At 52.7% G+C, this 14350-nt stretch carries 12 protein-coding genes; 8 read left to right on the top strand and 4 right to left on the bottom strand.

Annotated features, from left to right (window positions below; all coding sequences use genetic code 11):
- The first annotated feature begins 81 nt into the window (after positions 1-81).
- Complete coding sequence (hmgA, locus tag ACO0LD_RS13495; RefSeq protein WP_423007560.1) at positions 82-1401, top strand: homogentisate 1,2-dioxygenase; 1320 nt, start codon at positions 82-84, stop codon at positions 1399-1401.
- Complete coding sequence (gene fahA / locus ACO0LD_RS13490) at positions 1402-2733, top strand: fumarylacetoacetase (protein ID WP_423007558.1); 1332 nt, start codon at positions 1402-1404, stop codon at positions 2731-2733.
- A gap of 193 nt (positions 2734-2926) precedes the next feature.
- On the opposite strand, the gene ACO0LD_RS13485 is transcribed toward fahA, so the two are convergent.
- The 4 genes from ACO0LD_RS13485 to ACO0LD_RS13470 all read right to left on the bottom strand — a co-directional run bounded on the left by ACO0LD_RS13485 (position 2927) and on the right by ACO0LD_RS13470 (position 7031).
- Positions 2927-4270 carry a DUF4214 domain-containing protein gene (locus ACO0LD_RS13485; RefSeq protein WP_423007556.1) on the bottom strand — a complete coding sequence of 448 codons (1344 nt, stop codon included), beginning with the start codon at positions 4268-4270 and terminating at the stop codon, positions 2927-2929.
- A 424-nt stretch (positions 4271-4694) separates the two neighbouring features.
- Positions 4695-5432: an anti-sigma factor gene (locus ACO0LD_RS13480; protein ID WP_423007554.1), complete on the bottom strand. Its 738-nt coding sequence runs from the start codon at positions 5430-5432 to the stop codon at positions 4695-4697.
- Positions 5432-6013 (bottom strand): sigma-70 family RNA polymerase sigma factor, encoded by a 582-nt coding sequence (locus ACO0LD_RS13475; RefSeq protein ID WP_422974451.1) that lies wholly within the window; start codon positions 6011-6013, stop codon positions 5432-5434. The genes ACO0LD_RS13480 and ACO0LD_RS13475 overlap by 1 nt, the downstream gene beginning before the upstream one ends.
- Before the next feature lie 100 nt (positions 6014-6113).
- Positions 6114-7031: a LysR family transcriptional regulator gene (locus tag ACO0LD_RS13470; RefSeq protein WP_423007552.1), complete on the bottom strand. Its 918-nt coding sequence runs from the start codon at positions 7029-7031 to the stop codon at positions 6114-6116.
- A 258-nt stretch (positions 7032-7289) separates the two neighbouring features.
- Between ACO0LD_RS13470 and ACO0LD_RS13465 the strand changes: the two genes are divergently transcribed.
- The 6 genes from ACO0LD_RS13465 to ACO0LD_RS13440 all read left to right on the top strand — a co-directional run bounded on the left by ACO0LD_RS13465 (position 7290) and on the right by ACO0LD_RS13440 (position 14349).
- A complete protein-coding gene (locus ACO0LD_RS13465; protein ID WP_423007550.1) occupies positions 7290-9584 on the top strand; it encodes a TonB-dependent receptor in 2295 nt (764 codons plus the stop codon).
- Between the two features lie 24 nt (positions 9585-9608).
- The gene (locus ACO0LD_RS13460; RefSeq protein ID WP_423007548.1) at positions 9609-10481 is read left to right on the top strand and encodes an alpha/beta fold hydrolase; all 873 of its coding nucleotides are present in this window, start codon (positions 9609-9611) and stop codon (positions 10479-10481) included.
- 102 nt (positions 10482-10583) lie between these two features.
- Positions 10584-11783 (top strand): substrate-binding domain-containing protein, encoded by a 1200-nt coding sequence (locus ACO0LD_RS13455; RefSeq protein WP_423007546.1) that lies wholly within the window; start codon positions 10584-10586, stop codon positions 11781-11783.
- Positions 11784-11800: 17 nt separating this feature from the next.
- Positions 11801-12583, top strand: a complete 783-nt coding sequence (locus tag ACO0LD_RS13450; protein WP_423007544.1) for an ABC transporter ATP-binding protein — start codon at positions 11801-11803, stop codon at positions 12581-12583.
- The gene (locus ACO0LD_RS13445; RefSeq protein WP_423007542.1) at positions 12576-13301 is read left to right on the top strand and encodes an ABC transporter ATP-binding protein; all 726 of its coding nucleotides are present in this window, start codon (positions 12576-12578) and stop codon (positions 13299-13301) included. Before ACO0LD_RS13450 ends, ACO0LD_RS13445 begins: the two co-directional genes overlap by 8 nt.
- Positions 13302-13317: 16 nt before the next feature.
- Complete coding sequence (locus ACO0LD_RS13440) at positions 13318-14349, top strand: branched-chain amino acid ABC transporter permease (RefSeq protein WP_423007540.1); 1032 nt, start codon at positions 13318-13320, stop codon at positions 14347-14349.
- Position 14350: the final 1 nt, after the last annotated feature.

Below are 14350 nucleotides of genomic sequence, written 5' to 3'. Positions count from 1 at the left end.
ACATTTTTGTATTTATATCGTAAAACCGGGTGCTTTGCATTAAAGTTCAAGTCTGTTCAATCAAGAATGGCAGGATCAGCTATGAGCAAGCATGACGCAAGAGAAGTTCAATTGCAGTACCAGACCGGTTTTGCCAATGAATTCGCCACCGAGGCATTGCCAGATGCCTTGCCCAAGAGCCAGAATTCCCCCCAAAAATGCGCCTATGGCTTGTATGCCGAGCAAATCTCCGGCACGGCCTTTACCGCCCCGCGCCATGTAAACCGCCGCTCCTGGGTATACCGCATACGCCCGGCTGCCATGCACCAGCCTTTCCAGCAAGCCAGCAATGGCCGCATGACAAATGATTTCGGCGCGACACCAACAACGCCAAATCAGTTGCGCTGGGACCCCATGCCCATGCCGACTGAGGCAACTGATTTTGTCGATGGCTGGATGACGATGGCAGGCAATGGCTCTGCCGACGCCCAGACAGGTTGTGCCATCCATATCTACACAGCCAACCGTGACATGACGTCACGTTTCTTTTATGACGCCGATGCTGAGCTGCTCATCATCCCCCAGCAAGGCCGCTTGCATATCCGTACCGAAATGGGTTTGCTCGATATAGAACCGCAAGAAATCGCCGTGATACCGCGTGGCGTGCGCTTTCAGGTGCACCTGCCTGATGGTGAAGCGCGTGGCTATGTTTGCGAAAACTTTGGTTCCATTTTGAAGCTGCCTGACCTTGGTGTCATCGGCTCCAACGGCCTGGCTAATCCGCGTGATTTCCAGACACCGGTTGCCTGGTATGAAGACAAAGAAGGCGATTTTGAATTGCTGGCCAAGTTCAGCGGTAATCTGTGGTCGGCAAAGATAGGCCATTCACCCTTGGATGTGGTGGCATGGCATGGCAATTTCGCGCCTTACAAATATGATTTGCGTCACTTCAATACCATAGGCTCTATCAGCTACGATCATCCTGATCCATCGATCTTCCTGGTTTTGCAGGCTGCCAGTGATACGCCGGGTGTTGACACCATAGACTTTGTGATTTTCCCGCCGCGCTGGCTGGCAGCAGAAAACACTTTCCGTCCGCCCTGGTTCCACCGTAATATCGCCAGTGAATTCATGGGCCTCATTCATGGTCAGTATGATGCCAAGTCAACCGGCTTCCGTGCTGGTGGAGCCAGCCTGCACAATTGCATGAGTGGTCATGGGCCCGATGCACCGACCTTTGACAAGGCATCGGCAGCAGATACCAGCAAGCCACATAAAGTCGATGATACGATGGCCTTCATGATAGAAACGCGTAATATCATCAAACCTACCCGCGCCGCCATGGAAGCGCCGCAATTGCAGGCTGACTATTATCAGTGCTGGCAAGGTATCAAGAAAAATTTTAATCCGGAGCAAAAATAAATGACGGTACAACTCAACGAAACCCATGATGTCGCTTTGCGCAGCTGGGTAGCATCAGCGAACCAGGCTGACACAGATTTCTCCTTGCAAAACTTGCCGTATGGCGTTTTCCGCCGCCAGGGCAGCAACCAGGCATTTCGCATCGGTATTGCGATTGGTGACCAGATACTCGATCTGGCGGCGGCGCATGCAGCCCATGCTTTTGCTGGTTATACCGAATTACAGGGCGGGCATTTTACCAATGCTGTCAATGCCAGTAATCTGAATGCACTGATGGGCCTGGGTGCACCGGTCTGGTCCGCATTACGCCTGGCCTTGTCGCGCGTCTTGCGTGAAGGAGCAAGCCTGCAAGGTGCGTTGCAAGCCTGCCTGCTTGCGCAAAGCGCAGCAGAATTTGCCTTGCCTGCGCAGATTGGTGACTACACCGACTTTTACACCTCTGTCCACCATGCAACGGCTGTTGGCAAATTGTTCCGCCCTGATAATCCTTTACTGCCGAATTACAAATGGGTGCCGATTGGTTACCATGGCCGCGCCTCATCTATCGGTGTATCAGGCCAGCAATTCCGCCGCCCGGTAGGTCAGACCAAACCGCCGACGTCTGATACGCCGGTGTTTGGCCCCGCCAAACGCATGGATTATGAGATGGAAATCGGCATCTTCGTCGGCCCAGGCAATGCCCTCGGTGATGTCATCAATATGGACAAGGCAGAGTCGCATATCTTTGGCCTGTGCCTGCTGAATGACTGGTCAGCCCGTGATGTGCAGGCATGGGAATACCAGCCGCTAGGCCCTTTCCTGGCCAAGAATTTTGCCTCCACCATTTCCCCCTGGGTAGTGACGCTGGAAGCCCTGGCACCCTACCGCCATGCATGGACACGCGATGCAGAAGACCCGCAACCCATGGCTTATCTGGACGCACCGGATTTACGTGACAGCGGTGCCTTTGATGTACAGCTTGAAGTCTTGCTGCAGACAAAAAAAATGCGTGCAGCAGGTGCGCCTGCCGAGCGTTTGTCCTTGTCGAATTTCCGCCATTCATACTGGACGATTGCGCAACTGATCACCCATCATACGGTCAACGGTTGTAATCTTAATCCTGGTGACTTGCTGGGGTCGGGTACGCAATCTGGTCCATTGGCAGAAGAAGCCGGTTCCTTGCTGGAACTCACTGAAGGTGGCAAGAAGGCGCTGACTTTGAGCAATGGCGAGCAGCGCATATTCATGGAAGATGGCGATGCCATCATCATGCGCGGCTGGGCACAGAAAGAAGGTTGTGCGCGGATAGGCTTTGGTGAGGTGGTGGGGACTTTGTTGCCAGCCAGGACTTGATAAAGCCTTTCTCAATCTACATTTGAAATTGAAAATTGCCGTAACCTTATTATCGTCGCTCCTGCGCAGGCAGGAGCCTAGCGGCGTCTGTTGCATGCCGTACTTTAATTAAAGCGATTGCCCTCTGCTAATGCAAACCATGTCTCGGCCCGACAGCCGGGACATTTTTTTTGGGGCTTCGCTAAAATTCAGATCAAACCACAAAATCAGTAACAACGATGCTGCCATTGCCTACCAGTTTTACGATGAAATCACCGGCATCGACTGCACTCAAGTTATTGCCTATGTTTTCAAAAGCGTAGTTGCCAGCGGCCGTGCCTGTTTTAATCGTAATGTACAGAGCCTGGCTGGCAGCATTCAAGGGGATACCAGCGCTGGCGGCGGCTTCATTGATGAGACTGGCTAATTGTGCAGTATCGGCTGCAGCGATGGTGACATTGTTCAGGCTGGTGGCCTGGACACCAGTCCTGAACACATCGGCCCCGGCGGCCTTGAAGTTGAACACGGTATCTGGTGTGCCATCACCCAATAAGGAACCTTTGGCAACGATGCTGTCCACACCTGCCGCAACGGCAGACAGTTTGATGGTGTCCGCAGCCGTGCTGCCGATGATGCTGACATTGCCGGTACCCGTGCCGAGCAGGTTGAGGGTTTGCCCACCACTGCCGAGTTGGAGTCCTCTGACATAGGTAGTGGCGCCCTTGGTGAAATTCAGTGTGACGCCCGCGCCATCTTCATTTGTAAACCAGTCGGCATTGCCGCCTGTGACGGTGATGGTTTCAATATTACTGACCCTGTAGAGGCTTCTGCTGCTAGTCAATATACCTAGGTCCAGGGTATCGGCACCAGCGCCGCCATCGATGGTGGTGCCCATATCATACTGTGCATCGGTAATGCGAATAACATCGTCCCCTGGCCCGCCAGCAATGCTGACATTGCCCTTGGCAAAATGTGTTCCCTGAGCCAGATCCAGGCCCAGGACATCAATCAGGTCACGCCCACCGTTTCCACCAGAATTGACCATGGCCGTTGTGATTGCCGGTATATATCCTGTTAATAAACTGGCCGTGTCGGGGTTGCTGACCAGGCTTAGCCATTCTTTGCAATAATTATAGGTACTCCTTACTAATATATTGTAAATAATTTGCTGTTCAACGGTCGTCAGCGCAGCGGTAAATGATGTTGCCGCCATATTCTTGCTGGCAAGCGTGATGGCATCAACACCAATTGCGCCATTGGCAATGGCCAGTGCAGCCTGACCCAGGCTGAATATGCCGCTATTAATCTGCCCGCTCCAATACGCCAGGCCATTAACATCGGCATCGTGCACGAACAGGTTTTTATAGATAAGCTTGAGCGTGGTTTCTATTGTATGACCATCAAAATCTCTTTTGTATTCAGCTTGTTGTGCAAAACTATCGGCGATTTGTGTTAGCGAAAAATTCTGCTGCATCCAGTAGTCCAGGCCGATAGGATCTGCTGGTCGGCCAAAGTAAGCGATGTATATTTTTTGTATATCTGAGGCAATGTTGGTCATGAAATTTTCTAATGAAAAAACTTGCAATGAGGAAGCCTGCAATGAACACATTGCCTGTTGCTTCCAAATTCTGACCGGATATTAGCATCTGAAATCATGTAATGCTGTGATGATAATCACAACACTCTAATCAGTATCAAGCATATTGAATCAATATTGAAAACTGAGTGAGAAATTCAATGACATCAAAATGAATTGATGTAGTGGCGTGAAGCCAGGCGGGTGGATTGGTCTACGAATAACGACAGCAGCCGCAGATAATAATGAAACCAGTTATAAATTAGAGCGAACTGTAACAGTTAAAAACAGAGTGTCTGCGGGCTTGCGTGCCCTTCGTTTCTGTTTTAACTGTCACAGCCAGTATCAATATGCTCTGCTTGCTCTTTCCATCACCAGGGGATGTCATTCCCTGGTGATGGATGTATCAGATCTGTACCCAATTACCTTTGAATATAATCGGCCCAGATGGCTTCTCAGGATTGCCCGAACCACCTTTAGGTTCCAGCGTTACTGCCAGCAAAGGTACGCTGTCTGCGGTCATGTCTTTAGGCATGGGCAGGGTGATGATGCCTTTGTCGGCCACCAGGCCCAGGGATTTGACCTTGCCGTCCTTGCCCACTGCCCACAATTCCAGGCTCTTGTCGGCAGCGATGTTTTGCGCTGTCACCATGCGTATCTGCAACTGGCCGCGTTTGCTATCGCCGGTAATCACTACGATCGCCTGTGCCTTGTCATCCGACAAAGTGGCGACATAATTGGTTTGCGGCGTCGTTTGCGGTTGATCTGCCTGTTTGCTGAGCAAGACTGACACCAATACCACGGCTGCGGTGGTTGAGAACATGCCCAGGCCGCGCCAGAAGGCCAGGTCTTCGCGCAGTTTTCCCCAGTTGCGCCAGTAGGCCCATGGGTCTTTGGTGGTGCTCAGGTTCAGGCGTTTTTCCAGCGCTGGCCAGATTGTTGCCGGTGCTGTTACGGCAGGTGCAAATTCAGCCATGGGTACCAGGTGCGCTTCCCATTGGCCCACTACCTGGCGCAAGGCTGCATCCTGTTTCAGCCAGGCTTCAAAGCGGCGGCGTGCGCCACCCCGCAGGGTGCCCAGCACATATTCAGAGGCCAGTTTTTCCTGCAAGGCCGGGTTGCTTTTGATTTGATGTAAATTCATTATGCCTCCAGACGTGTAAGGCAGGTGCGCAACTTGTCGAGTCCGCGTCTGATCCAGGTCTTGACTGTCCCTATCGGCAATTTCATGTGTTCTGCAACTTCACTATGTGACAGATCATGGAAAAATGCCATCGCCATCGCCTGCCTGTGCAAACCTTCCAGACGTGACATGCAGGACGCCAGTGCTTTGGCATCCTGTGTCAATTCCAGCGTTTGTGCTGGTGTCGGTTCAGTGCTTTCCATGGCTTGCATGATTCCCATATCAAAATTGTCAGCATCGATTTCTACATCGTGATCAACACGACGCAAGAGGTCGAAAGCGCGATTGCGTACTATCGTTGTCATCCAGGTCATTGGTGCTGCCAGACCTGCCTGATAACTGCCCGCGTTATTCCAGATGTTGACAAAACTCTCTTGTAAAACCTCTTCTGCCAACTCACGCTTAACTAATATACGCAGCGCGAAGCCAAACAGTTTCGCTGAAGTGGCGTCATACAGTAATTTAAATGCCTGCGCGTCTTTACGGGCGACGGCAGCTAGCCAGTTTTGTAACTGGCTGGTATCCAGGGCGGCAGTGGGCAATTGCTTTTCCAATCTTGGCTGGCCCTATAAGTTATAAGGCTGACGTGGGTAGAGATGCGCTGATTTTAGTCGATTTTCAATTAATACACAGACCACGATATCAGGATTTGTTGCTTTCTGTGTGCATGAACAGGGAAGGGTGTTGCTCGGAATATTCACGCAAGAGGTTCCAGACCACACGCACCCTTTGCAGGCGGTACAAGTCACTTGGGGCAGCCAGCCAGTAAGAACGCTCGGTGAAAAAGCTGTCTTGCAAAACCGGCACCAGGGTACCGCTAGCCGGGATGGCATACGGAGGTGCCATGATCAGCCCCATGCCTGCTGCTGCCGCCTCGCACTGTGCCATCATGCCTGTACAGCATAAGCGCCTTTTTGGCGTAAAGCCCAGTTTGTCGAGGAAATTGAGTTCATTGCTGGCCAGGCGGTCTTGTACGTAATCGACAAATTCATGCTCGGCCAGGTCGGCTTCACTGCGTATGGGCGGGTGGCGCGCCAGATAATCTGGTGATGCATATAAATTCAGGCGGAAAGTCGCCAGGCGGGTAAACACATAGCGCCCGGTATTCGGTGGGTCAAGCATGACACCTAGGTCTGCCTCACGCGTAGCCAGGTTGGCAAAACGCGGTTGTACCAATAAATCCACACTCAGTTCAGGATGGTCTTTCAGCAGATGCACCAGCAAAGGGGCAATCACCAGGGTACCAAACATTTCCGGCACGCCCAGGCGCACGACACCATGGGCAGAGACACTGGCAGCGCCCAGTTGATCGGTGGCTGTCAGGGCGGCGCTTTCCATGGCCTCGGCATGGGGTAGCAGGGCGTGACCCATCTCGGTCAGTTCATAGCCTTCGCGGCTGCGGTCAAACAGGGTAGAACCCAACTGTGTTTCCAGCCGGTCTATGCGGCGCGCCACGGTGGTATGTTCCACCCCCAGACGGCGTGACGCACCAGACAGCGTGCCAGCACGGGCAAGCTCCAGGAAGTAACGCAGGTCAGTCCATTCAGGCATGCTATTCATGCGCTAATTGTGCACTAATTGTGCGGCAAAGCACATACAGCGGCAAAGTTTAATCCATTTCTTCTTTGCAAGAATGAAAGAATTGGGGGTTTTGCACAACAAGTGGGCAGTTTTAATAGTACTGCCTTCACTCTGATGTGCATTTTTGCACAAAGGGTGGGCGTGCATACGCTTTCTGGGTTTTTCCTTTCCGTGCACACTGCGTGCCATGCGACATACAACATGTATAAGGCGCACATAAAAATACAGGAGACAGAAATGAACCAGAGCAAGAGAAAGCAGAAATTCTTACGTCGGTCCGCTGCAGCATTGTTGGTCGCATCAGGAACCGTTGCGGGTAGTGGCATCAGCCAGGCGCAAACAACAACGCCTCCGGCAACGACTGAAACAGCCAATGCAGAGCCAACCACGGTAGTCGTGACTGCCCGTCGCCGTGAAGAATCCTTGCAAGACGTGCCTGTCTCGGTCACTGCTTTCTCTGCTGATCAACTCTCCAAAACAGCAATACCTGACATCGTCGGTCTGGTGCAAAGTTTGCCTAACACGACGATGAAAGCATCGCGTGCGACTAATTCCACGCTGACAGCCTTCATCCGCGGTGTCGGTCAACAAGACCCGCTGGCCGGTTTTGAAGCCGGTGTCGGCATTTATCTGGATGATGTATATATTGCCCGCCCACAAGGTGCAGTGGCTGATATTTATGATGTAGAACGTATAGAAGTCTTGCGCGGCCCTCAGGGTACTTTGTATGGCCGCAATACCATAGGTGGTGCGGTTAAATATGTGACACGCAAACTGCGCCCGGAAACTGATGTACGCCTGAAAGCCACGGTAGGCACATATGGCCAGACCGACGCTGTATTGACCGCCAGCACCCCGCTATCAGACAGCCTCAGGGTTGGTGCATCGCTGGCAAAATTCAAGCGCAATGGCTTTGGTAAAAACCTGCTGACCGGTGCCGAGAATTACGACAAGGACGTGGCCGCTGCCCGTCTGAGTGCAGAATTCACACCAACTACTAACCTGTTCATCCGCGTTTCTGCCGATACCAGCCAGGATGATTCCAGCCCCAAGAACGGCCATCGCCTGACAGTCAGCAATGCCAGCAAAGCACCGATACTCGACAATGTATTTGATACTCGCGCCAATCTGACGACGGCACTGGGCCATTTGCAGCAAGTAAAACAAAGCGGTGGTTCTGCCCTGATTGAATGGCAGATCAATAATGAACTGACCTTGAAATCCATCACCGCCAGCCGCCGTGATACATCTTATGCGCCTATCGATTTTGATTCTCTGCCGACAGTCGATCTGGAAGCACCGGCAGTTTATAAAAACCGCCAGTTCAGCCAGGAATTGCAACTTAGTTATAGCGGCAAGACCATACAGGGTGTGGCCGGTGTGTATTACATAGACGCCAATGCCTATAATAAATTCGATACCCTCCTGAATGGTGCCTTGCCCCTGTCGGTGTACACCATGGGCGACGTTGATACCAAGGCCTGGGCCGTGTTTGCTGACGGCAGCATGAGTTTGTCGGACACTATCAGCGTCTCTGCTGGTGGCCGTTATACCTCGGACACGCGCCAGGCCGCAGTCTTGCGTCAGTTGTATCTGGGTACCAAGAGTTCACCAGAAATGGGTAATCCAAGTGCAATACTGTTCCGCACTGACACCAATCTGAGCAAGAGCGATCTTGACCGTACTGATACCAAGTTTACCCCGCGCCTGTCATTGAACTGGAAAGCCAATGCCGATAACAATGTCTATGCATCCTGGTCGCAAGGCTTCAAGGGTGGTGGTTTTGATCCGCGCATGAATGTGGTCGGTACCAAGATCAGTCTGGCCAAGGCAAAAATGGGTTACGAGCCAGAAGAAATCGAAACTGTGGAACTGGGTTTGAAGTCACAGTTCGACAAGGGCCGCATCATGACCAATGCCGCACTGTTTTTCAGTAATTACAAGAACGTGCAGATACCCGGCTCAGTCGCAGTGGATACCGATGGTGATGGCAAGGACGATAATTTCGCCGGCGTGACGACCAATGCAGGCAAGGCCCGCATCAAGGGCTTTGAGCTGGAAGCGACTGCGCGTATTACCGACGCCTTCCGCCTGTCAGGCATGTTCAGCTATATCGATGCCAAGTACACGCAATTTATTGTTGCCGGTGTCGATGTCGCCAGCCAGAAAGTATTCCAGAATACACCCAAGCAATCAGCCAACCTGACAGCAAGCTACGACTGGCCGCTGAACATGATAGGCAAGAACGGTACGCTGTCGCTGATCTCCAGCTATTCCTATCGCGCTGCCACCAACCAGTTTGAAACACCAAATGCTCTGCTGGATCAGGATGCTTATTCGTTGTGGGACGCCAGCCTGGTCTGGACCAGCACAGACAAGCGTCTGCGTGCCGGTTTGCATGGCAAGAATCTCAGCAATACCCGCTACAAGGTTGCCGGTTATCTGTTCCCTACGCTGGGTCTGGAAGGTACAACCACTGCCTTTTATGGCAATCCAAGGACAGTCTCGGCCACGGTTGAATACCGCTTCTAGTCTGTGACAGCGAGAGGAAATTGCGTGACTACTTTCACTGACATCAGCTTTACCAGTAGCGATGGCCTGCAATTGTATGCGCGGGATTATCCATCGCATGGTGGGCAGGCCAAATGTGCAGTCATCTGCATCCACGGCCTGACCCGTAACTCTGGCGATTTTGAAGAGCTGGCACCGTGGATAGCAGAGCAGGGCAGGCGTGTGATTGCGGTGGATGTCAGGGGGCGCGGGCGTTCCCAGCATGATGCCGACCCTGACCATTACAATTCAGTCGTGTATGCCAATGATGTCATAAAACTCGCGCGTGACCTGGGTATAGGCCGGGCAGTGTTCATAGGTACTTCCATGGGGGGGCTCATCACCATGACGGTGGCCGCACGAAAATTGAATTTGATCGCGGCTGCCATCCTCAATGATGTAGGTCCGGCCTTGTCTCCCAAGGGGCTGGGCAGGATCGCCGGTTTTGCTGGCAAGACAGTGGAAGTGAATGACTGGGAAGAGGCCACGCACTACATACGCCAGGTCAACCTGTCGGCTTTTCCGGACAACAGTGTGGAAGAATGGGGCAAGTGGGCCAGGCGGGCTTTTGCTGCCAATATCGAAGGCAAGCTGGCGCTGCAATATGACCCGAATATTGCCAGACCCCTGCAAACCGGGCAGTTGAAAAGCAAATCCTGGGTCGCCAATTTTGCTTTCCGCCGTCTTGCCAGGAACCGACCTGTGCTGTTGATACGCGGTGACCTGTCAGATCTGGTCGAACCTGAACAACTCGCCTATATGCAAGACCTGGCACCCGACATGCAATATGCTGAAGTCAATGGCGTGGGCCATGCGCCGATGCTGATGGAAGCGCAGGCGCAAAAAGCCATCAGGGAATTTTTAGCCACAGTGGATTAGGCGATTTGCAGTATGCTTATGCGCACAGTCAAAAAAAGAGCATGGGAAATGCCGCCGACAAAATGCATGCAGTTCCACAACGTAAAATTAGCAGGAGACAAAATGCAACAAAAAAACAGCTTTAAACTCGTCTGTCTGAGTCTGGCACTGAGCAGCGTATTCGCCTCAGCCAGCAGCCTGGCGCAGGATTTGAAAATTGCCCTGATCGCAGGCAAGACCGGCGCACTGGAAGCCTACGCCAAGGAAACCGAAACCGGCTTCATGATGGGCCTGGAATACCTGACCGGCGGCAAGATGGAAATCAATGGCCGCAAGATCAAGGTCATCGTCAAGGACGATCAGGGAAAACCAGACATAGGCCGCACCATGCTGGCAGAAGCTTTTGGCGATGACAAGGCTGACATAGCCGTTGGTACCACTTCTTCCGGCTCGGCGATTGCCATGTTGCCCGTTGCAGAAGAATACAAAAAAGTACTCATCGTCGAACCCGCAGTGGCGGACGCGATTACCGGCGAAAAATGGAACCGCTATATCTTCCGCACCAGTCGCAATTCCACCCAGGATGGCCTGGCTGGGGCCAGCACCATCAAGGCTGGTGGCAGTATCGCCTTCCTGGCGCAGGATTATGCTTTTGGCCGTGAGGGTGTGAAGGCAGCCAAAGATGCATTGGGCATAGTTGGTGCCAAAGCCAAGGTCGTTCATGAAGAATATGCAGCGCAAAATACCACGGACTTTACCGCAGCAGCACAGCGTATTTTTGATGTGCTCAAAGATAAGCCGGAACCTCGTGTATTGCAAATCATCTGGGCTGGCGCCAGCCCCATGAACAAGCTGGCTGACATGAAGCCGGAACGCTTTGGCATTACCCTGGCACCCGGTGGCAATATCCTGCCTATCATGAAAAACTGGAAAACCTATGCAGGTACCCAGGGCGCAATTTATTATTACTACGATTTTCCAAAAAACAAGATAAATGACTGGTTTGTGGCTGAACATAATAAACGCTACAAGGCACCGCCTGACTTCTTTACTGCCGGTGGTTTTGCCGCTGCCAGTGCCGTGTACACAGCCATCAGCAAGGCCAAATCCACTGATACTGAAAAGCTCATCACAGCGATGGAAGGCATGGAGTTTGACACACCCAAAGGCAAGATGAATTTCCGCAAGGAAGATCACCAGGCCATGCAATCCATGTACCATTTCAAGATCAAGAAAGACCAAAAGAATGAATGGGATTTGCTGGAGCTGGTCAGGGAAATACCTGCCAGCGAATTGCCAGTCCCGGTCAAGAACAAGCGCTGATGATAGCAGGCGAGCAAATGAGTGGCGCACCTTCACTATCCACGCGTGAACTGAGTATCAGGTTTGGCGGCCATGTAGCCGTCAACCAGGTGACTGCAGACTTTTATCCCGGTACCCTGACGGTCATCGTCGGTCCTAATGGCGCTGGTAAAACCACTTACTTCAACCTGATGTCTGGCCAGTTGTCTGCCAGTGCGGGTAGCGTACATTTGTTCGGCGTAGATATAACAGCCAAAGGCGCGGCTGAACGCACGCGCAGAGGCATAGGCCGGGCTTTTCAACTGACCAATCTTTTCCCTAATTTGTCCGTCATGGAAAATGTGCGTCTGGCAGTGCAAAGCAGGGCAGGTCTGGGTTTGAGCATTTTTTCTCTATGGTCTGCGCATGCCAGTCTGTTGAAGCGGGCAGAGCATTACCTGCACAAGGTTGCACTGGCAGACCGCAAGTCGGACAAGGTCTCTGCCCTGTCGCACGGCGACAAACGCAAGCTTGAAGTAGCGATCTTGCTGGCACTGGAACCAGAAATCATGATGTTCGATGAACCCACGGCAGGCATGAGTGTCGATGAAGTGCCGGTGGTGCTGGACCTGATACACCAGGTCAAGGCTGAGCGCAAGAAAACCATCTTGCTGGTTGAGCACAAGATGGATGTCGTACGCTCACTGGCTGACCGTATCATCGTCCTGCATAACGGTGCGCTGGTAGCAGACGGTGAACCAGTCAGCGTCATGGCATCTGCCATTGTGCAAGAGGCCTATCTGGGCGTTGCCCCGGAAACCAGGAAAGAGCAACATGCCTGAAACCATACTGACACTGACCGGTGTGCATACCCATATCGGTGAATACCATATCCTGCAAGGTGTGGATATGCAGGTACCACGCGGTGGCCTCTCGGTTTTACTGGGCCGTAATGGCGCAGGCAAGACTACTACTCTGCGTACTATCATGGGCCTGTGGAAAGCCAGTCAGGGCAAGATACATTTCGATGGCCGCGATATCACTGCCATGGCAACGCCAGACATTGCCCAGTTAGGTATCGCCTATGTGCCAGAAAGCATGGCGATATTTTCTGACCTGACAGTCAAGGAAAACCTGTTGCTTGCTGCACGCAATGGCCCGCTCGATAATAATCGTGTTGAATGGATATGCGGTTTTTTCCCGGCCTTGAAAAAATTCTGGAATTACCCGGCAGGTAATCTGTCTGGCGGACAAAAACAAATGGTTGCCATCGCCCGCGCCATCGTTGAACCACGCAAGCTGATTTTGGTGGATGAACCGACCAAGGGCCTGGCACCTGCCATTATCCTCAGCCTCATGGCTGCCTTCAATGAATTGAAAGCCAGCGACACCACCATCTTGCTGGTGGAGCAGAATTTTAATTTCGTGCGCAAGCTGGGGGATACGGTAGCCGTCATGGATGATGGCCGTGTCGTCCATACTGGCGGCATGCAGGCCTTGGCTGACGACAACGACTTGCAACAGCATTTGCTGGGCTTGTCACTGGCAGCGCATCAATAAAGCAAGAGGAAGAATAATGACAGATACTGTTCTGGATAATACTGCCAAGCCAGAAATCGCCAGCCTGCCGACAGCGCCACGCGATATCTGGCCACTGGTCCTGGTGCCAGCCCTGGCCTTGCTGATGCTGCCGCTGGTGGGCAGCTTTCCAACCTGGATCACCCTGACGGTCGCAGGCCTGGCCATGGGCATGATGATCTTTATCATGGCCAGCGGCCTGACCCTGATCTTTGGCTTGATGGATGTATTGAATTTTGGCCACGGTGCTTTTGTGTCCGTCGGTGCCTTTGTTGCCACGCTAGTGTTATTACCCATGCACGGCTGGATGGAGGCGGATTCATTGCTCATGAATCTGACCGCACTGGGCCTGGCTATCTTGCTGGCGATGCTGGCAACTGGCTTGCTGGGCTGGGCGTTCGAGCGCGTCATCATCATGCCCGTGTATGGCCAGCATCTGAAACAAATCCTCATCACCATGGGCGGCATGATAGTCGCAGAACAGATGATCAATGTCATCTGGGGGGCGGAGCAAATTCCTTTGCCGCTGCCGACCAGCTTGCGCGGCTCCATCCTGCTTGGTGATGCTGCCATAGAAAAATACCGTCTGATCGCCGTCGTGGTTGGCTTGCTGGTCTTCATTGCGATGTTCCTGGTGCTGAACCGCAGCAAACTGGGTTTGCTGATACGTGCTGGTGTAGAAAATGGTGAAATGGTGGAAGCACTCGGTTACCGCATACGCCGCCTGTTCGTGCTGGTGTTTGCTGCCGGTTCGGCACTGGCTGGCCTTGGTGGCGTCATGTGGGGCTTGTACAAGGAAAGCCTGACTGCAGCCATGGGCGGCGACATCATGGTCATGGTGTTTATCGTCATCATCATTGGTGGCCTGGGTTCGGTAGGCGGCTGTTTTATCGGTGCCCTGCTGATGGCGCTGGTTGCCAATTACGCTGGCTTCCTGGTGCCCAAGCTGGCGCTGGTATCAAATATCCTGCTGATGATCGCCGTGCTGCTGTGGCGTCCGACTGGCTTGTACACCGTGGTAAGGCGTTAAG

It is taken from the genome of Undibacterium sp. Ji83W (assembly GCF_049340385.1).
In the GTDB taxonomy this organism is placed as follows: domain Bacteria; phylum Pseudomonadota; class Gammaproteobacteria; order Burkholderiales; family Burkholderiaceae_D; genus Undibacterium.
The sequence above is the reverse complement of the archived record's forward strand: the minus strand, read 5'-3'. Positions and strand labels throughout refer to the sequence as shown.